The following is a 21,868-nucleotide window of genomic DNA, read 5'->3' as shown; positions in this document are numbered from 1 at the left end:
GAGGTGCTCGTCTAGCTCCGCCGTGCTCACGACCGTGCCACTGCAAGTAGCTCGCCGACTGTGACGAGCTTCGACCGAGGCCTGGATTGCGCTGCGCCGGCGCGGCGTTCGGCATCGTCGATGCGCTGCCATCCACCCCAGTCGACGACGTCTACTTCGCGTTGGCGCAACAGCTCGTCGAGGTCCGCCGTGGACGTGGTCGGCGCCGAGAGCGCGCCTGCACGGAAGTCCTCCAGCATCGCCGCGAGCGTCTGCTCGGAGCAGGCCCGATTGGTTCCGATGACACCCCGGGGGCCGCGTTTGATCCAACCAGCCACGTAGACGCCGGGAACTGGTTGGCCGCCGTCGAGTACCCGGCCCCTGTCATTCGGTACCACCCCCCGGTCGGCGTCGAACGGTAGTCCGGCAATCGCCGTACCGTGATAGCCGATCGACCGCAGCACCAGCGAGGTCGCGATCAGTTCGCCGCGTTCGCCATCGCCACCGCTCGTGGGCTCGACCCGCACGCCGCGCACGCCGCTGGCTCCGACGAGTTCGGTGGGCATCGCACCGAAGCGAAACACCAACCGCTTGTTGCCCGGCCGCGCCTCGCAACGGGATCGGTCGACGACGGCGTCGTACTTCAGGGCTGCCTCGAAGTCGCCGGAGGGTCGGTCGCCCAACGGTCCCTCAACCACGACGTCGACGCCGGGCAACTCGCTCAACGCCAGGAACTCGCCCACCGAGAACGCGGCATCCCCGGCGTAGCGGCGAGCGAGGATCACGACCTCCTTCACGCGGCTATCGGCCAGCGCACGGAGCGCATGATCCGCGATGTCGGTGGCGCCCAACGTCTTCGGATCGGCAAGCAACACTCGTGCGACGTCCAACGCGACGTTCCCGTTGCCGACGATGACGACGCGCGGTGACTGAAGGTCGAATTCGTCGTCGGCGTGGTCGGGGTGCCCGTTGTACCACGCCACGAAATCCGAGGCGGCCCGACTGCAATCGAGTTCCGAACCAGGGATCCCGAGGTCCTTGCTCGTCGACGCACCGACGGCGTAGATGACCGCGTGATGGTGCGCCTGCAATTCGGCGTGGCTGAGGTCCCGCCCTATCGTGACGTTGAAGTAGCACCTGACGGCCGTGCTTTGAAGGGCTGGTACGAACACCGACGTGACGTCCTTGGTGCGGGGGTGATCGGGAGACACACCGGCGCGGATGAGTCCAAACGGGGTCGGCAGTCGGTCGAACAACGAGATCTGCACCCCGTCGATGCGCGCCAATTCGGCGGCGGCGTAGCACGCGGCCGGGCCCGAGCCCACGATGGCCACTCGAAGTGAGTCCGACTCCACGTCTGAAGGCAGGGACTGCGTGTCCTTGGACCGCACCGCGAGAGGGTGTGCGGCGAAGTAATCCGCGTTGATGCCGAGGAACGCCCGCTGGTTCTCGGGCAGATCGTCCTCGTAATAGATTGCCCCAACCGGGCACTCGGCCACACAGGCGCCGCAGTCGACGCACGTGGCCGGGTCGATGTAGAGCATCGTCCGGCGCGAATCCGCCATGTTCGGTGCTGGCCGGATGCAATCCACCGGGCACACCGGCACGCAACTGCCGTCGTCGCAACAGTTTTGGGTGATGACGAACGTCACGAATACTCCTGAGAAGATCGCGCCGGTGAGCCGGCGTGGTGAAGTCGACCGCCGGGTTGGTCAGTCGATCGACAGCGCACCAGTGGGGCAGTCGGAGACCGCCTGTCTGGCCGCTTCGAGGTCGGCGCCCTCGGGGTTGTGCTGAAGGACGCGAGCCTGGCCGTCCTCACCGACCTCGAAGGTGGATGGAGCAGCCATCTCGCACATGCCGATTCCCGAACACCGCGCGGTGTCGACGCGCACGCCCATCAGAACATCCTCCGCATCAGACGAAGCGCAGTGCGCGAATATGGGGGGTAGACGATCGACGGGTCGGGCCGACTCGTCTTGGCCAGCACGGCCCGCCGGTGCGACATCGTCTCAAAGCCCCACCGCCCGTGGTAGTCGCCCATGCCGCTGGCCCCGACGCCCCCGAACGGCAGTTGCGGCACCAGACAATGCATCATCGCGTGATTCACGACGACTCCACCCGACGGGGTTCGGTCGATGATCTGGCGGGCTTGCTCCGCCTTCTTGGAGAATATGTACAACGCAAGCGGTTTCGGCTTCTGGTTGACGTATTGGCACGCTGCGTCGACCGAGTCCACCGTGATGATCGGCAGGATCGGTCCAAAGATCTCTTCCGTCATGACCGGTTCATCCGGTGCGGGATCGACGATGAGGGTCGGTTCGATGCGCATGGTCGCCCGGTCGGAGTTGCCACCGAAAACCACGTCACCTGTGGTATCTGCGATCAACCCGATCAGTCGATCGAACTGACGCTCGTTGACGATGGGAAGGTCGCTCGCACTGCGGAATCGCTCGACCCACAGGCAGATCTCATCGACGAGCTCGTCGGCCACCGTCGGTTCCACGAGGACGTAGTCTGGCGCGATGCACGTCTGCCCCGAGTTGATGAACTTGGTGTAGGCCAATCGGCGTGCCGTCACCGCGACGTCGGCGTCGGCGGTCACGATCGCGGGGCTCTTTCCCCCAAGCTCGAGCGTCACCGGTGTGAGCGTCGGTGCGGCAGCGGCCATGATCTTTCGGCCGACCTCGGTGCCGCCGGTGAAAAACGCATGGTCGAATCCGGCGGAAAGGAGGGTCTGAGTGGTGGCGGCGTCACCTTCCACCACTCGTACGGCGTCTGCGTCGAGGTACCGCGGCACCAGATCGGCGATCAGCGACGAGGTTGCCGGAGCAAGTTCAGAGGGTTTGACAACGACGCAGTTGCCTGCGGCCACCGCTGCCACCACTGGGGCCATGCTCAGGTAGAACGGGTAGTTCCACGGCCCGATCACAAGCACGGTGCCCAACGGGTCGTACTGAACCCATGCGCGAGCGGGGAGCTGGGCCATGGGTACCGAAATCCGTTGGCGGCGCATCCACTTACGCAGATTTTTGCGCGCGAAGGCCGCCTCGGCCTTCGTTGATGCCACGTCGCCCAACCACGCTTCGACCGCAGAACGCCCGAGGTCTTTGGCGAGCGCCGCGGCGATGTCCGCCTCACGCTCCATGCACATCCGCTCGATTCCCTCGAGCTGGAGCCGTCGCCACTCCAGCGGCCGGGTACGTCCGCTCTCGAAGGCACGACGCATGTCCGCGAGAACGTCGGATGCCGTCACCGTGACGTCGTTTACGCGGGTGCTCGTCACGACTAGATCTCCGGCGCCGGAACGACGCCGCTAGCGACGGCACCGCTGATTCCGCCGTCGACGGCCAGCGCCTGTCCGTTCACCCATCGGGCGTCGTCGGACGCCAGGAACGACACCACGGACGCGATGTCTTCGGGCTCGGCGTGCCGTCCGAGGAGATTCTTCAACCCGTCGAGGGTGTCCTTCCCCATCGACTCCTCGAAGTCCGACAGGATCGGCGTGCGCACCGGCCCCGGCAGTACGGCGTTGATCCGAAAGCCCATCTCTCCCAAGGCCAGTCCCATCGAAAGGGTGTAGACGGTCGAAACCTCCTTGGAGAAGTTGTACGCGTTACCCTGCTGCGGGTGGGCCTTGAACCACGCCGCACCCTCTTCGAACGTGTCGGTCGCGAGCACCTCCCGGATCGCATCCAGCCGCAGAGGCCAGCCGAATCCCGCTGTGGAGGAGACGATGACGACCGAACCACCGGGGTTCAGCCGTTCGAAGAACGATTCGGTCAGGTGCCGCACCGCCAGACTGTTAACCGCGAACACCAACTCGGCCGGCGCGGTGCCCGGGATTCCGGCGACGTTGAGCAATCCGTCGAATGAACCGTCCAGTTGCTCAATCGCGGCATCGATGCTCCTTGGGTTGGCCAAGTCGACCTCGATGTGCTGTGTCACCGCCGCCGGAGGGGTGTTGCGGTCCAGGCAGTACACCTCTGCTCCGGCGCCGAGGAGCCGCGCCGCAACGGCGTCGCCGATGCCGGACGCGGCGCCGGTCACGACGTAACGCTTGCCAGTGAAGTCGGCCATGGTTCTCCTAGTCGAGGGTGTAGGGCAGGTGCTTGACGGCGGTGATGAAGTTGCCCGTCAGGTATTCCGGCTCGCCGACACGCAAATGTGGTGCACGCAGTATCAGCTCGCGGAACAACGACTCGAGCTGCATCTTGGCCATAAAGGCGCCCATGCAGTAATGGGGCCCGCCCCCGCCGTATCCGACGTGTTGATTGGGCGATCGGGTGATGTCGAATTCGTAGGGCTTGTCGAAGACCCGCTCGTCGCGGTTGGCCGACGAGTAGACCATCGTCACCCAATCCCCCTTGCGGATGTGTTGGCCGTGCAGCTCGGTATCTTGGGTCGCGGTGCGCCGGAACGTCATCACCGGCGTGGTCCACCGAACGAATTCCTCCATCGCGGGCTTTATGTAACCGTCGAAGTCCTTTTGCAGCAGCGCCTTCTGCTCGGGGAATCGGTCCAGCGCGATAGTGGTGAAGGTCGTCGTCGTCTTGGTCGTGTCGTTGCCAGCCACCGAAAGAAGGACGAAGTACGGACCGAGTTCGTCGTCGGTGAGTTGTCGGCCATCGACCTCGGCTTGTACCAACGAAGTCATCAAGTCGTTCTCCGGCTTTTCACGACGTGCCTGCGCGAGGCCGATGCCCAGGTCGAGCAATCCGACCAGCGAATCGGTCAGCACCTCGCCCGGTTCGCGTCCGGCCGCGACGTCCGGATCGGCCCACGCCACCATGCCCTCAGCCAGGCGCGCCGCTTCGTCACGCTGTTCCTCGGGTAGCCCGAGCATCTCGTAGATGGTCCACATCGGCAGCCGCTTGGCCACCTGCTCGACGAAGTCGCCGTCCGTTGTTTTCAGCAAATCGTCGACGATCGACTTCGCCTGATGCTCGATTTGGTCCTTGATCTTGGCGACCTGGCGCGGCGTGAAGACCGAGCTGACGAGTCTGCGCAGGCTCGAGTGGGCTGCGCCGTCCATGCCGAGGAACGACTGAGTGGCGTCGAGCATCTCCTCGGGCACCGCCTCGAACGTGATCCCCTGTCCCGAGCAGAAAATCTCGGGATTCTTGCTGACGTGACAGACGTCCTCGTGACGCGTCACCACCCAGACGCCGTCGATCTCCGGCTCCATCATGGAACCCTCGATGGGACGGTGCCAGCTCACCGGACGCTCGTCGCGCAGGATCTTGAAGGACTTCTCGCGATCGTCGAAGCTCTGGGCCCAGAAGTCCAGCGACGAGATGCTGACGGGGTCGTAGGGCGGGCGATCGACCTCTCGTGCTGCCTCGGTTGTCATGCGCTTGCCTCCAGATAGCGTTCTCGCAGTGTTCTCTTGACGAGCTTGCCGGTGGCTGACCGCGGCAGCTCGTCGACGAAGTCAACGGACTTCGGAGCCTTGAAGTGCGCCAAACGATCTCGAACGTATGAGATCAGCTCGGCTGACAGTTCGTCGTCGCCGACGACCCCATCGCGTAGCTGCACGACGGCCTTGACTTGCTCCCCCATTTCGGGGTCGGGTACGCCGATCACCGCCACGTCGAAGATCTTCGGATGGAGCGTGAGCACGTTCTCGATCTCCTGGGGGTAGATGTTCACCCCACCGGAAATGATCATGAAGGACTTCCGGTCTGTCAGGTAGAGGTAGCCATCGTTGTCGAGATAGCCGAGATCGCCGACCGTGGACCAATTCTCGTACCGCGGGTGCCGTGAGCTCGCCGTCTTCTCGGGATCGTTGTGATAGACGAACGGCACGGCGTCACGCTCGAAGTAGACGGTGCCCACCTCCCCAGCGGGAAGTTCCCGCCCGTCGTCGTCACACACGTGAACGACGCCCAGGACCGCTCTCCCGACCGAGCCGCGCTTGGTCGGCCACTCCGCCGAGGTCATGATCGTGGTTCCGTGCGCTTCGGTGGCGCTGTAGTACTCGACGAGGATCGGCCCCCACCACGCCAACATCGCATCCTTGACCTCCGGCGGACATGGTGCGCCGGCGTGCACCGCGAGTCGCAGCGACGATATGTCGTATTTTGTTCGGGTCCTTTCGGGAAGCTGAAGCAACCGCACGAACATCGTCGGAACCATCTGGGTGACGGACACGCGGTAGCGCTCAATGGCCGCGAGCGATTCTTCGGCATCGAACTTTTTCATCAACACCACCGTGCCGCCAAGTGCCTGCACCGCAGCGCAATACTTCAGCGGGGCGGCGTGATAGATCGGCGCAGCAGACAGGTACACGTCGCTCTCACTAAGCCCAAAGACCTTGGCCAGCATCGCCGTAAGCGGGTCGCCAGGCTCATCGACCTGAATCGGCAGCAGATGCGGCTTGATGCCCTTGGGCCTGCCCGTGGTCCCCGACGAGTACAGCATGTCGGATCCGCGGGGTTGATCGGTCAGCCGCGGACCCGCCGTGGCCAGCAGGCGCTCGTAAGATTCATATCCCTCCAGTTCCCCTCCGAAGGCGAAGCGCTGCGCGACTTCTGCGATCTCGCTCACCATCTGCTGCGCGAGGTCGCGCACACCCGCCGACGCGAATAGAACCCGTGCACCGCTGTCGCGCACGATGTACGCCGCTTCGCCAACTGCCAGATGGCGATTGATCGCGGTGACGTAAAGCCCTGAACGCAATGCCGCCCAATAGATCTCGAATGCCTCGGCGACGTTGTCGGTGAGCATTGCGACGACGTCGCCTCGGCGCACGCCCAGACCGTGCAGCGCGCTCGCGAGTCGAGCCGACCGCTCGTCGAGATCGCCGTAGGTGAGCGTTACGCCCGTCTCGGCGAGGATCACGGCCGGCCGATCGGGCGCGGTGGCTGCGTGAGTGCCCGGATACATCGCCCCCCCTAGACGAGCAGGTCGTCGCGGCCGTCGTCCTTGAGCCGCTGAAGGTAACCGGGGTACAGCTTCTTTCCAAGCGGCGCCAACTTGAGGAGGCTGGCGACGTTGCCCTCCACCCGGATCTTCTTCTTTGCCATCGCGAGCGGAAGGTTGACCTTGCCCTGCCAGTAGGCGTTGCCGGTTTCGGCCGTCATCGACATGGTTGCCATCGGGGGCGCCCCGCCATCTCGACCCTCACGAACCGACTTGTTCGCCATGTCGATCACTACGAGTGCCTCTGGATCGGTGAAATCGAAGGCCACCACCAAACCGGTGTCCACTAGCCTGGGTCCGATCTCCGGATCGTCGAAGGCCATCTCGAAGATGCCCCCGATGTACTTGGCGACCTCCCCCGAGTTGTTGAACCCCACCATTTACTCCTTAATCTAATTTAGAAAATTAGTGACCATACTCGCTGTCCAGGAAGGACAAGTCAACTGGGCGGCACGGATGTGTTCCGATCACGTGCCAGCCTGCCGCAATGCAAACCCGTCCGCCTTTGCCAACAGGCGGCGTGCGCGTTGGACCACCGGCTTGTCGACCATCTGGCCGTCGAGCATCGTGACTCCGGTGCCCTCGGCAGCTCCAACGATACGACGGGCTCGCGCGACGTCCGCCGCACTCGGCGCGAAGGCACGATTGACGGTCGACACCTGGTCGGGATGTATGCACAGCTTCCCTGCAAACCCGAGTCGAGCTGCGGCCGCAGTGGCGCGCCGCAGGGCGGCAACGTCCAGCACCGTCGTCACCCCGTCGATCGGTGCCGGAGCACCAGCGGAGGCCAAGGCCATCACCAGGGCGCTCCGTGCGAACAGCATCGGTTTCCAGTCCTCCGGATCGACGTCGAGCTCTGCCGCCAGGTCGACGCTGCCGAAGGCGACGCGGGCGACGGCCGGGTGAGTGCTGATGGCACCGGCGGCTAGTACCCCAGCGGCCGTCTCCACGAGAGCGATGACACCGGAACCGGCGGGAAGCTGCCCTGCGAGTTGCGAGATCTGGTCACGGTCGTGCGCCTTGGGCAACATGACTGGGCATCCATGGGGGGCCACCAACGCCACGTCTTCGTCGTACCAGGACGTTTCGAAGCCGTTGATGCGTACCACCGCCGATCGCCCCGATGCGAGCCAGGCGTCGATCTCGGCGCGGGCCGAGGCCTTCTGCGCCGGTGCCACGGCGTCTTCGAGGTCGAGCACGATCAGGTCGGCACCGCTACTAGCTGCCTTCGGGAACCGATCGGGACGATCGCCGGGAACGAACAGCATCGAGCGTGCGGCCGCGAGCGCGCGCTCATTCGACATAGCGGACCACCGACTCAACGACCGCGGCGGGCTTGGCGGCTCCCTCCAACTCGATTGTCGTGATTAGGGTGACTTGCGCGGCACCGTCGAGGCGGTCGACTTTCTCGACTTTCGCGCGAGCACGCAGGACTGAGCCAGTAGGCACCGGCGTGATGAAGCGAACCTTGTTGAAGCCGTAGTTGATGGCCAGCGATACGCCGTCGACGCCATACATATCTTGGTGGAAGCGCGGCAACAGAGACAGCGTCAGCAGTCCGTGCGCGATGGTTTCACCGAATGGGCCGGCGGTCGCGCGAGTCGGATCGACGTGAATCCACTGTGCATCGTCGGTGGCTTCGGCGAACAGGTCGATGCGGGCCTGGGTGATGCTCAACCCTTCGGTGGGGCCCAACTCGGTGCCGACGGCGTCGGCGATCTCGGCGAGACCTGAAAAGCGTCGTACCGTCGGAGCCACCAGCGCAACCTCACTGTCCTGGAATTCGCAACCCGGCCATGGGCGACCGGACCCCACCATATACCAATTTTTATTTCCGGTTAAATTATACCGCTACCTTTGAGCGACTCGATGCTCCCCTGCTCGAGCTCGGCGGCCAGTTTGAACTTCTGCACCTTCCCGGTCGGGGTCGTGGGCAGAGCGGCCGCGTCCCGGAACACGACCCGCTTCGGTACCTTGAACCTGGCGAGTTTGGCGCGGCACCTAGCAAGCACGTCGTCGGCACTCAGTACAGCCCCTTGGGCGGGAACGACCACCACGCAGCCAATCTCCCCCCATCGGCGGTCGCGCAAGCCAATTGCGTAGGCCTGACTGATGTCGTCACAGGCGGTCAACAGGTTCTCGATCTCGCGCGGCATCACCAGTTCGCCGCCGCTCTTGTAGAGCTCCTTGCTGCGGCCTAAGACCGTCAGGTAGCCGTCGGCGCGGACGCACCCGATGTCCCCGGAGTGCACCCACCCGTCGCGCAAGGTCTCGGCAGTTTGCTCCGGTCGGTTCCAGTAACCGAGCATTGTCGCGGGGCCCGCCGAGACGAGCTCGCCCTCGCAGTCCGGCCCGAGCGCGGCGCCGGTGTCCGGCTCGACGGTGCGATAAACGCACAATGCATCGGTTTGGGGCACTCCTGCAGCGCCAGCCAGCTTGGGTCTTCCCACCGTTTGGGCGGTGACGGCGAGATCATCCTCGGGGAGCGTCAGCGTCATGCATCCGCCCGACTCGGTCATTCCATAGCCAGTGATGATTTCGTCGACGGCGAATGCAGCGGCGAGCTCGCTCCACAATTCGAGAGGGCCGGCCGCAGACCCGCACATGATCGCGCGCAACGAGCTCGTGTCGTGGTCCTTCTGGTAACGAACGGGGCTTTCCAGCAACGCGAGCGCCATAGTTGGGACGCACAGGATGTCGTTGGCCCGATGCTTGGCGATCCCGTGAAGATAAGCGTCGGCGTCGAAGGACGTATGAAGGATGACCGCACCACCGACGAACATGGCGGCCAGGAGCCCCTCGACGTAGCCGAACATGTGATAGCACGGCAGGGAGAACAGAATGCGGCGGCCATCCTCGAAGGCTCGGGTCAAGGCCGAGGCGAATGCAGTGCGCAGCACCGCATCGTGGGATAGCACAACCCCTTTCGGGAAGCCCGTACTTCCCGAGGTGTACAAGATGTCCGAGGCGGCGGTCGGCTCTACGGCCGGCAAGGGGGGGCCGATGTCAACCGCGGCAACCTCGTTCGCCGTCCAGACCCCAGGTCGCGCAGCGACGCCGCACGTTGGCACGACGACGACGTGTCGAAGCTCGGGCAGATCGCTACAGGCAATCGGGGTGTGTCCCCAAGACGGGACGACCTCGTCAAGCAATTGTTGGTAGTCGGTTTGCCCGTGCGCGGTCATGGTGATCAGTACCCGGCACCCCGAATCGCTTAGAACGTACCGCAGTTCGTCGCGGCGATAGAGGTAGTTGAACGGCACCGCGATCGCCCCGAGCCGCGCGATGGCGAACTTCAGTGTCACGAACTCGGGATGGTTGGCCATAAGCAGGCCGACACGGTCGCCAGGATGTACTCCCAGCGCCGCCAAGCCGTGCGCGAGGCGCGTGGACTCTGCTACAACGGCGCGGTAAGTCAGGATTCGCTCGTCGGTGATGACCAGCGGTCGTGAATCGTGTTCTGCGGCGCACGAGTCGAGCCAGTCACCCAGCGTACGGGGACGCCAGTGGGGGAAGCGCGACCGGATCGCCGCCCTGCGCTCGTCTATCCCAAGCGTCACAGCTCGGTCAGCTCCCCACGCAGGATCGATTCCCGCAGTACGAATCGCCGAACCTTGCCGGTCGCGGTGCACGGGAAGTCGTCGGCGACGAACCAGCGTTCCGGAATTTTGTGCGGCGACGCATGTGCCCAGAGATGATCGATGAGTTCGTCTTTGAGTTGCCGGCTAGGCTCCCGCGTCCGGATGACCGCTGCGACGATCTCTCCGAGTCGTTCGTCGGGCAAGCCAAGCACTACAGCCTCATCGACGCGATGGTCGCGATCGATAAGTCGTTCGACCTCTGCGGGTGAAACGTTCTCCCCGCCACGGATGACGAGTTCCTTGAGCCGCCCGGTGACTGTGAGGTAGCCGCGCTCGTCGATCATCCCGAGGTCGCCGGTGCGGACGAACCCTTCGTTGTCGAGTGCCGCGGCGGTGGCCTCGGAATCGTGGAGATATTCGAGAAACTGTTGATATCCGCGCGCGCAGATCTCTCCGACGGTGTTGACTTCGGCGACGTGTCCGTCGGCGTCGACGATCTTGCACTCAACTTGGGGCAGTGGGCGACCCACCGTCGTGAGCCGATCATGGCGCGCATCGTGCGGGCGCGTCAGCGTCAACACTGGGGCGAGTTCGGTTTGTCCGAACAGGTTGATCACGGTTCCGCCGAAACACGACTCGGCCGCCAGGATCAGCTCCGGAGCGACGTTCGCGGCTCCGCCGAGCATGAGCCGCAGTGGCGGCGCAACGCTGCGCCGGCTGCGTTGGGCCTTCACCAATGCCGACAAGATCGCGGGCACGTAGAACAACACCTGGATCCGCTCGCGGGCCAACGAATCCAGAACCGGATCGGGACTGAACCGGTCCACCAATACCACCGTGCCGGCGCTCCACAAAGGCCCCAGCGTGGAAACGACGCAGCCAGCGGTGTGGAACATCGGCAGCGGGTTCAAGAAGCGCGTCCCGTGACCGGCGCCGACCGCCTCCATCGTCAACTTGGCGACGTTGACGATCGCCCGGTCGCTCAGGAGTACGCCTTTCGGCCTTCCCGTCGTACCAGAGGTGTACTGCAACATGGCAGGTCGGTCGGCGTCGGGGTGCGCGCGCCGGCACAACAACGAATCATCGACCTCGTCGGCGCACCAGCGTGCTCGTTCCGATAGTGAGATCCGGTGCAGCCCAGGCATGTCTGCGCTGACTTGTCGCGCCACATCGGCCGTCGACCGATCGCGGACCGCGTCCGCGTGCACCAGGGCGGTCGCGCGACAGTGCGTCAGTGCATAGCGCAGTTCTGACTCGCTCGACTTGGGATTGAGTGCCACCAGCACCACGCCTGCCAGTGCGGCACCGTATTGCACCAGCGGCCATTCAGCCACGTTCGGCGCCCAGATCGCCACGTAGTCACCGGGTGCGGTGATCGCCGACAGTGCGGTGGCCACTCGCCGCGATTCCCCGTATAGGTCACCGTAGGTCAGTCTGACGGGATTGCCGTCATGTCCGACACCGACAAGAGCCTCGCGGTCCGGATAGGAGGCGGCGCGAGTGCTGAGCAATTCACCGACCGTGGTATCGACCACCGTCACGCTGGTGTCGGCGGCCACCCGCGCCTGCCGCCGCAGCATCGAGGCCCCGCTCAAACCGGGTTGACGCCCGGCTTCGCGGAGGCCATATCGCTGATTTCGGGCCACTTGCCGGCAATTTCATCCAACGAAGGGGCTTCGGTGAATGTCACTCCATCGTTCTGGAATTGCGCGACACGTTGGACGAGTCCGCCGCCGACGACGAACACCGAGCCGGTATCGGTGTTCGACGCCGACATCAGATGACCGACCGCGGGTGCGACCAGTCGAGGATCGAGCTTGTCGAGCAAATCCTGCGGCGCCACGTCGGCCGTCATTCGAGTGGCGGCCAAGGGAGCGACGGCGTTGGCGGTGATCCCGTACTTGGCGCCCTCAATCGCCAGCGTGTTGATCAGGCCGACCAAGCCTGCCTTGGCTGCACCGTAATTGGCCTGGCCGAAGTTTCCGTAGAGGCCGCTGGTGGATGTGGCCACGACGATGCGTCCAAACTCTTGTCCGCGCATGTGTGGCCATGCCGCCCGGATGACGTTGTATCCGCCGTAGAGGTGCACCTTGACCACGGAGTCCCAGTTCTCTGGGGTCATCTTGTGGAAGGCGCCGTCACGCAGGATTCCCGCGTTGCTGACGATGCCGTGCACGGCTCCGAACTCCGTGAGCGCGGTGTCGATGATCTCGGCTGCGCCCTCATCGATAGCAACCGACGAGTAGTTGGCCACGGCACGACCGCCGGCGGCGCGGATCTCGTCGACGACGTTGTCCGCCATGGACGTTCCCGCTCCGGAGCCGTCTCGGGCGCCACCGAGATCGTTGACGACGACGAGGGCTCCGTTGGCGGCAAGGAACTGGGCGTAGGCCCGTCCGAGCCCGCCACCTGCTCCCGTGACTACGATGACGCGGTCTTCAAGTCCTGGCACGTGTGCTCCTTAATGGATGATGCGGTCGCGGGAGACGACCGAGACGAAGGACACGCATCCTCCTGGCCGTCCTCCGAGGTTGTGGGTCAAGGCGAGATGGGGATCGCTGAGTTGACGGTCCCCGGCTTGTCCGCGGAACTGCAGCCAAGCCTCGTAGAGCATCCGCAGTCCACTCGCTCCGACCGGGTGCCCGAAACTCTTCAGCCCGCCATCGACGTTCACGGGAAGCCGCCCATCGGCGTCGAATTCACCGGCCAGCACGTCTTTCCATCCTTGTCCGCGGTCGGTGAATCCGAGATCCTCCATCAGCACGATCTCGGTCGGTGTAAAGCAGTCGTGCACCTCGGCAAGGGACAGCTGAGAGGCGGGATCGGTGATGCCGGCCTGCGCGTAGGCGTCTTTGGCGGCCTTGACGACTTCGGGGAAGGTGGTGAAGTCGTAGGCAGCGTCGACGTTCCCGCGCCCGGAACCGGCCACCAACGCGAGCGCGTTGACATACATCGGGGTATCGGTGTACTCGTGAGCCCTGTCCGCCGGCACGATCAGCGCGCACGCGGCTCCGTCGGAGACCCCAGAGCAATCGAAGACGCCGAGTCGGCCGGCGACCTTCGCGGCCTTGTCGATAACGTCCTTTTCGACTGGTGACCGAAATTGCGCTTTGGGGTTGCGGACACCGTTCGCATGATTCTTCCAGGCGACGTGGGTCATCGCTGCGCGCATCTCGTCGGGATGGACGCCATGGCGCGCGCAGTAGGCGGGATCGAGCAGAGAGAACGCCGCCGGGGCGGTCATCGACAGCTCCGCGGCGGTGCCGTCCCCCGGCGGATCCTGACGCAGCAAGCCGGAATAGCCTGAGTCCTTGAGCTTTTCGACACCGACAGCCATAGCCACGTCGTAGGCGCCGCAAGCTACCGCGTAACAGGCGTTGCGGAAGGCCTCCGACCCAGTGGCACAGAAGTTTTCGACTCGCGTGACGGGTTTGTCGTCGACGCCGATGGCGCGGCTCAATGTGAGCCCACCCAAGCCGGAGCTCAACGTGCCCAGCCAGTAGGCGTCCACGTCCTCGCGGACGACCCTGGCAGTCTGCAGGCACTCGTGATACGCCTCGAGGATGAGATCGTCGCTTGAGGCCTCCCATCGTTCCCCGAATTTGGAACAGCCCATGCCGACGACCGCCACTTTCCCGGCGATCCCGTTACTGGCCATCGAGCAGCACCGCCTTCCAGAAGTAGTCGTGCACGTCGCCCGCGGTGAACAAGCGGCGAAACGTAAAGCCGACCCGCGCGCCGACGCAGAGGCGCTCCGGTTGCGCGTCGGCGAGTTCCAGCGTGCACCGGCCCCCGCCGTCGATGTCGACGGCCACTTGCACCACAGGTGGTGACGGCGAGTAGGCCAGGTGATCCACCGTGAAGGTGGCGACGGTGCCGCTGAGGCCCGCAGCGGGCGCCGCTTCCATCTCGTCGATGGCGCCACACGATCGGCATGCACGCGCTGGTGGCATGTGCACGAATCCACAATTGGTGCACCGTGATCCGGCGAATCCGAACTTCCAGGCACTGTTGCGTCCCGCGGGCGGCGCGGCGGCGCGTTCCGGCTCGGGCCGACGCGGCGGCTCCAGCTCGAGCAACCCGCGCCACGACAGGTACGTGAGCCGGTCGACGGGCATCCCCGCGGCGAGTCGTTGCTGCAAGGGATGTCGTTGCCGGCGTTCTGCCAGGGCAGGGCAAACGCGCAGCACCAGGGCATCGCACCCATCGGTCGCGGAGAGCACGAGGATGGTGTCGCCCGGTACGGCTGTGTCGAGCACCGCGCAGAGCGCCACCATGGCATCGGCGGCGCCACTGAATCCGATCGGCGATGTGACGACCGATTTTTGGCCCTTGGCCAAGGTGGCGGAGCGCTTGACCACAGCCGGATTCGGACATGCCAACGCGACGTGGTCGACGTCGGCCAGACCCGCGGCATCCAGCGCCTCGGTTGCACACGAGCGAATCAGCGCCGCGTACCGCTCGAAGCCGAACCGCTCCTCCCACTGCTGGCCGAACGAACGGGTCGGCAGCCGCCATCGGTCGAGGAACTCGGACGTGCGGGTCGCCATGGCGATCGGTTGTGCAATGGGTTCGCCGTCGCCGAAGCTCAGCGCCGCGGCTCCGTCGCCGCCGCGCTTTTCGTCAGCCGATCCTGCCCTCCCGATCCGGACGTCCGCCGCCACCACCAGACCGCCGCCCGAGACGGCGGCACGGATGGCGGCGAAGCCGCTGCGCCCGGTACCGCACAGGTCGGCGGCGAAAGCTCCGGGGTCCCATCCGAGGGCGGCGTGGATAGCGCACGCATTGGTCTTGTCGGCGTAGGCCGGCGTGCTGGTTGCGAAGTACAGCGCGCTGGATTCGCCCGACCCGAGGTCGGCAGCCGCGGCGACTGCCATGGTGGTGGAGTCCTCGTCGAAGCCGGCCACCACGCGCTTGCCCACCCGATGGGCGGGAACGTAGGTGGCGTAGCCGAGCAGTGGTTTCACCCGACCCCCCGAAATACCGCCGCCAGCCCCTGCCCGCCACCGACGCACATCGTCTCCAACGCCAAACCGCCACCGCGACGGTGGAGTTCGTGGAGCATGGTGGTCAGTATTCGCACGCCCGTCGCTCCGATGGGATGTCCGAGCGAGATTCCGGATCCGTTGACGTTGAGCCGATCCTCGACGTCGTCGAGTTTGATCCCCCAACCCGACAGCACGGCAAGCACCTGCACCGCGAAGGCTTCGTTGACCTCGATCAAGCTGAGGTCGTCGAACGTCAAACCGGTTCTTCCGAAGAGTTTCTCGACGGCTCCGACTGGGCCGATGCCCATCCGCGACGGCTCGCATCCTATGGCAGCCCACCCCTCGAGGAACCCCAGAGGCTGCAAGCCGAGCGGTTCGAGCATGTCCTCAGCCACCACAAGGCACGCGGCGGCGGCGTCGTTCTGCTGGCTAGAGTTTCCGGCCGTGACCGTGCCGCCCGCGGTGATGGGCTTTAGCCGGCTGAGTGACTCCAGCGTTGACTCGGGGCGCACGCCCTCGTCGCGGTCGAAGATCACCGGATCCGCACGTCGTTGCGGGACTTCGACCGCCACGATCTCGTCGGCGAACAATCCCGCGTCGCGCGCGGCCACGGCCCGCTGGTGACTGCGGACCGCGAAGGCGTCGGCCGCCTCGCGGTCGATGCCATAGTCCGACGCCAGGTTCTCGGCGGTTTCAATCATCCCGCTGATAGCCCCGAATCGCCAAGCGGGCTGCGACATCTCGCGCCCGCGGTCGAGCCGATCGTAGAGCGTCTGATTGCCAGCGCGGCTCCCCCACCGCGCGCTGGTGGTGTAGTGCTCGATGTTGCTCATCGACTCCACGCCACCGGCGAGCACGACGTCGGCCGCGCCGGTCTGCACGGTCATCGCCGCGGTGATCACGGCTTGGAGTCCGCCACCGCATCTTCGGTCGATCTGCAACCCGGGAACGGTGGTCGGCAAACCGGCGTTCAGCGCGACCCAGCGGCCGATGCAAGGGGCTTCGGAGTTGGCGTAGGACTGTGCGAAGACGACGTCCTCGATGAGATCGGCGGGAACGCCGCTGCGTTCGATCACGGCCTTGATTACCGGCACCGCGAGGCCCTCTGCGCGCAGCGGTCGCAGGCTGCCGCCAAAGATGCCGACCGCCGTACGCACCGGCGCCACGATGGCCGCCCGCCTCACGATTCTCCCCTCCACCTGTTGTGGGAGGGGTCCATCAGCGCGGTCAACGTCGGCTCGGGAAGCCATACCAGCGTCTCGAGTTCGAGTGCGTCGAGGTAGCGCACCCGCCCGGTGCGCAGGTCCTCGAGTCGAAGCCGCACCGAGTTCGCCTCGCCGTCGATGGACACCGACACCTCGGCGAACTCGCTTCCGATGGTTGGCGACAGCCCGTCGTCGTCGAACTGGATGCCCATCAGATGAGGAATCCCAGTGTGGGGATGGGCTTGTCGTTGTCGGTCAGCACGACCTTCTTGTAGGCCAATCGCAGTCCCGACTCGGTCCGCCGAACGCGATAGGTAACGCGACCTCCCCACAGGTGATTCGCACGCGCCCGCGACTCGAGGAGCAGGAAGTTCGCGCCGACTTCGAGATCGATGTTCCCGTCGGGTGTTTCGTGACCACCGAGGAATTCGATGTTGGACAGCGAGCGGCGCAAGTTGGAGACCGGGGCGGCGGCGTACCGCCGTCCGGTGCGGGCCTGCTTGAGCCGGGTGCGGATGCGGCTGCGATTGTCGTAGATCACCGACATCTGCCTGCGTGGGTCCGTGTCGGCACCATTGGCGGGCACCCAGTACAGCGCATCGTCGGTCCAGAGTGCTTCCCAAGCGTCGTAGTCGCTCTCGTCGGCGAACCGCGCCTCGCGGAACAGGAACTGCTCGATCTCGAAGCGGTCGTACCCGGCGGGCAGCGGGGACACCGTGGCATCCATGGCATCCGTTGTGTCGGTGGTCATGCGTCCTCCATCAAGGTCCGGTAGTGCGACCAGAATCCGCGTATGCCCGTCTCGTCAGTCGCCCCGCCGATGGTGAAGCCGTTCTCGTCGACGCGCTCCCGGTTCAGGCCGCGCCGCACGTCCAGCCACTCCGGGCTCAGGGCCTCCAACCCGTGCTGATTGCGTTCGTACATCTCGGTGTCGTCGGCCAACAGCATTCCGGCCGGACCGACGGACCCAATGCACTGCGAGACCATCCGCCGGTTGAGTTCGGGCGCCCCCACCAACTGCACGGCAGTCGAGTACTGCACGCACTCGTCGACCGCGACCGGCTGAATGTTGAACACCTGGATCTCGGCGATGAACAGGTTCGGGAAGATCATCACGTGCGGGGCGCCTTCGATGAGGATCCGTTCGGCGTCGGCTCCGTACGTGGCACGCATCGCCGCGACGTAGTTGGGCACCCGTGACTCGGTGGTGCCGAACCAGCGCATCGGTTCGGCGAACTTCCGGAATTCGGGCCGCAGGTCGTTCTCACTGTGCCCGCTCCCGAGATCGCGCGTGACGGCGCTGGAGGAGTCGCCGTAGAGCGGGCCGATGGTGCTGCCGGTGACTCCGAAGATCGAGCCGTGCACGAATTGTGGGTGATATCCGTCGGTCTCGTTCTCGGCCAGCAACTTCCAGTTAGCGCGTGTCTGGTGCTGCAACCAGCCGGCGTTGAGCGCGACCTTGCCCTCCGGAGACAACCGGGTCAGCCGATCGATCTCACCGGCGGCCGCACCGAGGTGCTCGTGCAAATCGGGACCATCCTCGGCGAAACTTCCGAACACGAACCCGCCGTAGGTGTCCACCCGCGGCACCCGCCCGAGCGGCATGTCCAGTCGTCGTTGGCCGTAGCCCTTGAAGAAAGGGAATCCGACGAGTTCGCCGGTGTTGCGGAAGGTCCAGCCGTGATAGGGGCAGCGAAACGTGCCCGAGTTGCCTTTGGCGTCGTCACATACCTGGTTTCCCCGGTGCGAACACCGGTTCAGCAGCAGGTGTAGCTGCCCGTCGCGGTCGCGGGTCATGATGACGTCCTGCAGGCCTAGCTTCTTGCGGACGTAGTCGTTCGGCTGTGCGACCTCGCTCTCGTGACCGACGAAGACCCAAGTGCGATACCAGATCTTGCGCAGTTCCTCGGCAAAGATCTCGCCGTCGGTGTAAAGCGACCCGTGCACTCGATCGCGCTGGATCAGCCGGTCGAGACGGTCGTTGAGTACCGAGGTCATGACGGGACTCCTTGGGGTAGCTCTTCGCAGTCGGCGAATCGCGGAGTGCGCTTCTCCCGGAAGGCGGTAACGCCTTCGGCGAAGTCGTCGGTGCCGAAGAGTTCAGCCTGTTGATTCGCTTCTAGGTCGAGTACGTCGGTCGCGAGCAGTCGCGGCGCCTGGGCGAGCAACTTCTTGATAACCCCGAGTGCTTGGGCTGGTCGATTGGCAAGCGTGTGCGCATCATCCGAGGCCGATCGGAGGCAGTGACCCGGATCGGCCAAATCGTCTACCAAGCCCCCCGCCAGGGCTGTGTCTGCGTCGATTGGCCTGCCCATGAGAAGCATCTGGCGGGTGCGTGCCACGCCAATCCGGGCCGGCAGGGAGGCGTAGGCACCCATGTCCCCCGCAAGTCCTACATTCAGGAACGTGGTCGCAAATCGGGCGTCCTTGGCGGCGACGACGCGGTCGCACGCGGCGGCCAGTGCGAGACCGGCGCCGAACGCGCCACCCTCCACCGCCGCGATGACGGGCTTGGGGGTGTTCCATATGGCTCGTATGACGCGCTGCGCCAACTGAGCTCGCTCCAGCGCCTCGGTGGGCGACATCCGCCGCATCGTGGTGATGTCACCACCTGAACAGAACATCGGGCCGGCTCCGGTGAGCACGATGGCACGCACGGATGCGTCGCGGTCGGAGGCCTCGAGTGCGTCCGCCAAAGCGAGCCGCAGCGGAATGTCGATCGCGTTGCGGCGCTCTGGTCGATTCAGCGTGATGGTGCGGACTGCGCCGAACTGCTCTGTCCGTATCGTCATCGGCCCACAAACCTCGGGGGTCGTCGCTCGATGACGGCGCGGAGGCCTTCTAGGGAATCCGCGGTGCCGGAAAGCTCCGAAACCGTTCGCGCCTCCTCGGCAAGACGCTGCTCCACCGACTGCCCTACCCCACTCCATACCAACCGCTTGGTCGCCGACAAGGCCAGTGGTGGCAAGTCGGCGAGTTGGGCGACGAGCTCATCGGCTCGCGCAGTCAGGGCATCGTCGGGTACTACTTCGGTGATCAGTCCGATCTCGAGTGCCTCGGCGGCGCTCAGCGTGGGATTTGTCAGCAGGATGCGCAACGTTTGGCGAAGGCCGACCAGTTGGGTAAGGGTCACCGAGGAGCCGCCGTCCGGCGCCATCCCTACTCGCACGGCTCCGGAGAAGAACTTCGCAGATTCTCCAGCTACTACGAGGTCGGACGCGCACACCAGGCCCATCCCGCCGCCGCCGGCTGCGAAACCTTGTACGGCGGTCACCACGGGGACCCGCAGCTGTATCAAGGCAGCGGTCGCCAGTTGCAGCCACGCCGTGGCCTCCCGAAGGTAAGCGGGAAGTTCTTCGCCTTTGGACTCGAATGTCTTCACGTCGCCGCCAGCGCAGAAATTGCGGCCTGCGCCGGTCAGCAGCACCACGCGCACAGCAGGATCCGCGTGACATGCCAGAATCGCCTCGTGCAGCGCACGCAGGAGCGGCACGTCGAGTCCATTGGACGCCTCGGGCCGGTTGAGTTGCAGCCGGGCCACGCCGTGGGCGCTCGTCTCCACGGCAACCGGCTCTTCGATCGATTTTGTCATGTGCGCACCTTCGCTCCTGGTCTACTGGCAAACCGGTCTGTGCCGCTACCAGCGGCGATGATGTGTTCGACGACGGCAGTCTGTTCGGCGTCTAATGCCTCGTGCAGCGGCTGACCGAGACCGGAACGCACCAGGCGCTTGATCGTGACGACCGACTCGCGCTGGCGAGTCGCCAGCTTCCTGGCGAAGCGGTCGACCTCTTCGTCGAATTCAGAGGAGGAAAGAGTTCGGTAGGCCAGGCCGAGGGCAACGGCCTCTCGGCCGGAGATCTCGTCGCCGGACAACAGCAGTCCCAAGGCCTGCTGCGTACCTACGATGCGCGGCAGACGTGCGGTACTGCCCCCTCCGGGGATCATGCCGAACTTCACGTGGCTGTCGGCGATGCGGGCGTCGTCGCTCACCAGGACGATGTCAGCCGCCTGCATCAACTCGAACCCGCCAGCAGCGGCCACCCCTCGAACGGCCGCGACGACGGGAGCCTCGACAGCCGCGATGGCGTCACAGGCAGCCCGAAAGGCGCTGAAAAGTCCGCTCAGCCGCGCGGCACCCTCAGCCCGGAGCCGCCCGACCTCATCGAAATCACCACCGGCACAGAAGTTCTCACCAGCCCCTTTGACAACAACCACCCGCACCTCAGGATGGCCGCCCAACTCGGTAATTGCACCCGCGAGCTCGCGCGCCATCGCCGTCGTGATGGCGTTCAGGCGATCCGGCCGGTCGAGGACGACCGTTGCGACACCGGCGTCGACCGCATGCGAGATGGTCACATGTACCTCCCGCCACCGACCTCGAGCACCGCGCCCGTGATGTAGCTCGAGAGGTCCGACCCGAGAAAGACGACCGCGCCGGCGACCTCCTCTGCGCGTCCCGCACGCTTCATCGGAACCGCCGCCTCCCGCTCGGCGAACACCTCTGGGCGCATCGCCTCGGTCATCGGCGTCCGGATCAGCCCAGGCTGAATCGCATTGACTCGCACGTTGTGATGCGCGACTTCCTTCGCGGCCGCCTTCGTCAAGCCGACGATGCCCGCCTTGGCCGCGCTGTAGTTCGTCTGCCCCGGATTACCGGACTTGCCCGACAGCGACGAGATGTTGACGATGCTGCCGGACTTCTGCTCTCGCATCACCGCGCACGCATGCCGAACGCCCAGCCAAGTTCCGCGCAGGCTGACAGTGACGACGGCATCGAAGTCAACCACCGTCATCTTCCGCATAGACGCATCGCGGGTGATGCCCGCGTTGTTGACGAACAGGTCGAGCTTTCCGTGCTCGGCCACCGCTTGATCGACGAGCCGCTGCACGTCCGCGTCGGCCGTCACGTCGCACGCCACCCCGATGCTGTCTAGCTTGTCCGCAGTTGACTTCACAGTGGCCTCGTCGAGATCGGCAAGCACCACGTTTGCACCGTGCACCTTCAATAAGCGGGCGATCTCTGCACCGATGCCGCGCGCGGCACCGGTGACTACAGCGACCCTGTCACTCAGCAGCGGGTCAGCCATGCGCAACGACCGAGGAAGAGGTTTGGCCATAGACAAATTTAATCATAATTTCTAATCTAGGTTAAACCAATTGGATCACTCAACCAACCCCCTGCGAGGAG

At 65.1% G+C, this 21,868-nt stretch carries 22 protein-coding genes; all 22 read right to left on the bottom strand.

The window, feature by feature from the left end; translation table 11 throughout:
• Nucleotides 1-26: 26 nt before the first annotated feature.
• The 22 genes from OCQ_RS08215 to fabG all read right to left on the bottom strand — a co-directional run bounded on the left by OCQ_RS08215 (nt 27) and on the right by fabG (nt 21,767).
• Nucleotides 27-1,631 carry an FAD-dependent oxidoreductase gene (locus tag OCQ_RS08215; RefSeq protein ID WP_014384245.1) on the bottom strand — a complete coding sequence of 535 codons (1,605 nt, stop codon included), beginning with the start codon at nt 1,629-1,631 and terminating at the stop codon, nt 27-29.
• A gap of 60 nt (nt 1,632-1,691) precedes the next feature.
• Nucleotides 1,692-1,880 carry a ferredoxin gene (locus tag OCQ_RS08210; RefSeq protein ID WP_014384244.1) on the bottom strand — a complete coding sequence of 63 codons (189 nt, stop codon included), beginning with the start codon at nt 1,878-1,880 and terminating at the stop codon, nt 1,692-1,694.
• Nucleotides 1,880-3,208, bottom strand: coding sequence for an aldehyde dehydrogenase family protein (locus OCQ_RS08205; protein ID WP_051019764.1), 1,329 nt, complete (start codon nt 3,206-3,208; stop codon nt 1,880-1,882). The genes OCQ_RS08210 and OCQ_RS08205 overlap by 1 nt, the downstream gene beginning before the upstream one ends.
• A 59-nt stretch (nt 3,209-3,267) precedes the next feature.
• On the bottom strand, nt 3,268-4,059 hold the full coding sequence (locus OCQ_RS08200; RefSeq protein ID WP_014384242.1) for a coniferyl-alcohol dehydrogenase: 792 nt from the start codon (nt 4,057-4,059) through the stop codon (nt 3,268-3,270).
• A gap of 7 nt (nt 4,060-4,066) precedes the next feature.
• A complete protein-coding gene (locus OCQ_RS08195) occupies nt 4,067-5,332 on the bottom strand; it encodes a cytochrome P450 (protein ID WP_014384241.1) in 1,266 nt (421 codons plus the stop codon).
• Nucleotides 5,329-6,867, bottom strand: a complete 1,539-nt coding sequence (locus tag OCQ_RS08190) for an acyl-CoA synthetase (RefSeq protein ID WP_014384240.1) — start codon at nt 6,865-6,867, stop codon at nt 5,329-5,331. The genes OCQ_RS08195 and OCQ_RS08190 overlap by 4 nt, the downstream gene beginning before the upstream one ends.
• 8 nt (nt 6,868-6,875) lie before the next feature.
• Nucleotides 6,876-7,280 carry an SCP2 sterol-binding domain-containing protein gene (locus OCQ_RS08185; protein ID WP_041785461.1) on the bottom strand — a complete coding sequence of 135 codons (405 nt, stop codon included), beginning with the start codon at nt 7,278-7,280 and terminating at the stop codon, nt 6,876-6,878.
• Nucleotides 7,281-7,370: 90 nt separating this feature from the next.
• Entirely contained in the window at nt 7,371-8,207 is an 837-nt protein-coding gene (locus OCQ_RS08180; RefSeq protein ID WP_014384238.1) for an HpcH/HpaI aldolase/citrate lyase family protein, read from the bottom strand.
• Nucleotides 8,197-8,661 (bottom strand): MaoC family dehydratase, encoded by a 465-nt coding sequence (locus tag OCQ_RS08175; protein WP_014384237.1) that lies wholly within the window; start codon nt 8,659-8,661, stop codon nt 8,197-8,199. Before OCQ_RS08175 ends, OCQ_RS08180 begins: the two co-directional genes overlap by 11 nt.
• 80 nt (nt 8,662-8,741) lie before the next feature.
• Nucleotides 8,742-10,463 (bottom strand): class I adenylate-forming enzyme family protein, encoded by a 1,722-nt coding sequence (locus tag OCQ_RS08170; RefSeq protein ID WP_041784863.1) that lies wholly within the window; start codon nt 10,461-10,463, stop codon nt 8,742-8,744.
• Nucleotides 10,460-12,064, bottom strand: a complete 1,605-nt coding sequence (locus OCQ_RS08165) for a class I adenylate-forming enzyme family protein (protein WP_014384235.1) — start codon at nt 12,062-12,064, stop codon at nt 10,460-10,462. Before OCQ_RS08165 ends, OCQ_RS08170 begins: the two co-directional genes overlap by 4 nt.
• A gap of 11 nt (nt 12,065-12,075) precedes the next feature.
• Complete coding sequence (locus OCQ_RS08160; RefSeq protein WP_041784861.1) at nt 12,076-12,936, bottom strand: SDR family oxidoreductase; 861 nt, start codon at nt 12,934-12,936, stop codon at nt 12,076-12,078.
• Nucleotides 12,937-12,945: 9 nt separating this feature from the next.
• Entirely contained in the window at nt 12,946-14,142 is a 1,197-nt protein-coding gene (locus OCQ_RS08155) for an acetyl-CoA acetyltransferase (protein ID WP_041784860.1), read from the bottom strand.
• The gene (locus OCQ_RS08150; RefSeq protein ID WP_014384232.1) at nt 14,132-15,451 is read right to left on the bottom strand and encodes an OB-fold domain-containing protein; all 1,320 of its coding nucleotides are present in this window, start codon (nt 15,449-15,451) and stop codon (nt 14,132-14,134) included. The genes OCQ_RS08155 and OCQ_RS08150 overlap by 11 nt, the downstream gene beginning before the upstream one ends.
• Nucleotides 15,448-16,656: an acetyl-CoA C-acetyltransferase gene (locus tag OCQ_RS08145; protein ID WP_041784859.1), complete on the bottom strand. Its 1,209-nt coding sequence runs from the start codon at nt 16,654-16,656 to the stop codon at nt 15,448-15,450. Before OCQ_RS08145 ends, OCQ_RS08150 begins: the two co-directional genes overlap by 4 nt.
• Nucleotides 16,653-16,889: a hypothetical protein gene (locus OCQ_RS08140; RefSeq protein WP_014384230.1), complete on the bottom strand. Its 237-nt coding sequence runs from the start codon at nt 16,887-16,889 to the stop codon at nt 16,653-16,655. The genes OCQ_RS08145 and OCQ_RS08140 overlap by 4 nt, the downstream gene beginning before the upstream one ends.
• The gene (locus OCQ_RS08135; RefSeq protein ID WP_014384229.1) at nt 16,889-17,428 is read right to left on the bottom strand and encodes an aromatic-ring-hydroxylating dioxygenase subunit beta; all 540 of its coding nucleotides are present in this window, start codon (nt 17,426-17,428) and stop codon (nt 16,889-16,891) included. Before OCQ_RS08135 ends, OCQ_RS08140 begins: the two co-directional genes overlap by 1 nt.
• Complete coding sequence (locus tag OCQ_RS08130) at nt 17,425-18,675, bottom strand: aromatic ring-hydroxylating oxygenase subunit alpha (RefSeq protein ID WP_014384228.1); 1,251 nt, start codon at nt 18,673-18,675, stop codon at nt 17,425-17,427. The genes OCQ_RS08135 and OCQ_RS08130 overlap by 4 nt, the downstream gene beginning before the upstream one ends.
• A complete protein-coding gene (locus OCQ_RS08125) occupies nt 18,672-19,469 on the bottom strand; it encodes an enoyl-CoA hydratase/isomerase family protein (RefSeq protein WP_014384227.1) in 798 nt (265 codons plus the stop codon). The genes OCQ_RS08130 and OCQ_RS08125 overlap by 4 nt, the downstream gene beginning before the upstream one ends.
• Nucleotides 19,466-20,269 (bottom strand): enoyl-CoA hydratase/isomerase family protein, encoded by an 804-nt coding sequence (locus OCQ_RS08120; RefSeq protein WP_014384226.1) that lies wholly within the window; start codon nt 20,267-20,269, stop codon nt 19,466-19,468. Before OCQ_RS08120 ends, OCQ_RS08125 begins: the two co-directional genes overlap by 4 nt.
• Entirely contained in the window at nt 20,266-21,036 is a 771-nt protein-coding gene (locus tag OCQ_RS08115) for an enoyl-CoA hydratase/isomerase family protein (RefSeq protein ID WP_014384225.1), read from the bottom strand. The genes OCQ_RS08120 and OCQ_RS08115 overlap by 4 nt, the downstream gene beginning before the upstream one ends.
• Entirely contained in the window at nt 21,033-21,767 is a 735-nt protein-coding gene (gene fabG, locus OCQ_RS08110; RefSeq protein ID WP_041784858.1) for a 3-oxoacyl-ACP reductase FabG, read from the bottom strand. The genes OCQ_RS08115 and fabG overlap by 4 nt, the downstream gene beginning before the upstream one ends.
• Nucleotides 21,768-21,868 lie beyond the last annotated feature (101 nt).

Origin of the sequence: Mycobacterium paraintracellulare (assembly GCF_000276825.1) — a bacterium.
Lineage (GTDB): Bacteria > Actinomycetota > Actinomycetes > Mycobacteriales > Mycobacteriaceae > Mycobacterium > Mycobacterium intracellulare.
Note: the sequence above shows the minus strand (reverse complement) of the source record. Positions and strands in the feature narration are given on the sequence as shown.

Coding starts and splice junctions, on each gene's coding strand:
- fabG (WP_041784858.1), bottom strand. CDS start 21,767: ATGGCTGACCCGCTGCTGAGTGACAGGGTCGCTGTAGTCACCGGTGCC.
- OCQ_RS08135 (WP_014384229.1), bottom strand. CDS start 17,428: ATGACCACCGACACAACGGATGCCATGGATGCCACGGTGTCCCCGCTG.
- OCQ_RS08125 (WP_014384227.1), bottom strand. CDS start 19,469: ATGACGATACGGACAGAGCAGTTCGGCGCAGTCCGCACCATCACGCTG.
- OCQ_RS08180 (WP_014384238.1), bottom strand. CDS start 8,207: ATGTCGAATGAGCGCGCGCTCGCGGCCGCACGCTCGATGCTGTTCGTT.
- OCQ_RS08155 (WP_041784860.1), bottom strand. CDS start 14,142: ATGGCCAGTAACGGGATCGCCGGGAAAGTGGCGGTCGTCGGCATGGGC.
- OCQ_RS08205 (WP_051019764.1), bottom strand. CDS start 3,208: ATGCGTCGTGCCTTCGAGAGCGGACGTACCCGGCCGCTGGAGTGGCGA.
- OCQ_RS08140 (WP_014384230.1), bottom strand. CDS start 16,889: ATGGGCATCCAGTTCGACGACGACGGGCTGTCGCCAACCATCGGAAGC.
- OCQ_RS08130 (WP_014384228.1), bottom strand. CDS start 18,675: ATGACCTCGGTACTCAACGACCGTCTCGACCGGCTGATCCAGCGCGAT.
- OCQ_RS08210 (WP_014384244.1), bottom strand. CDS start 1,880: ATGGGCGTGCGCGTCGACACCGCGCGGTGTTCGGGAATCGGCATGTGC.
- OCQ_RS08200 (WP_014384242.1), bottom strand. CDS start 4,059: ATGGCCGACTTCACTGGCAAGCGTTACGTCGTGACCGGCGCCGCGTCC.
- OCQ_RS08165 (WP_014384235.1), bottom strand. CDS start 12,064: ATGCTGCGGCGGCAGGCGCGGGTGGCCGCCGACACCAGCGTGACGGTG.
- OCQ_RS08120 (WP_014384226.1), bottom strand. CDS start 20,269: ATGACAAAATCGATCGAAGAGCCGGTTGCCGTGGAGACGAGCGCCCAC.
- OCQ_RS08190 (WP_014384240.1), bottom strand. CDS start 6,867: ATGTATCCGGGCACTCACGCAGCCACCGCGCCCGATCGGCCGGCCGTG.
- OCQ_RS08195 (WP_014384241.1), bottom strand. CDS start 5,332: ATGACAACCGAGGCAGCACGAGAGGTCGATCGCCCGCCCTACGACCCC.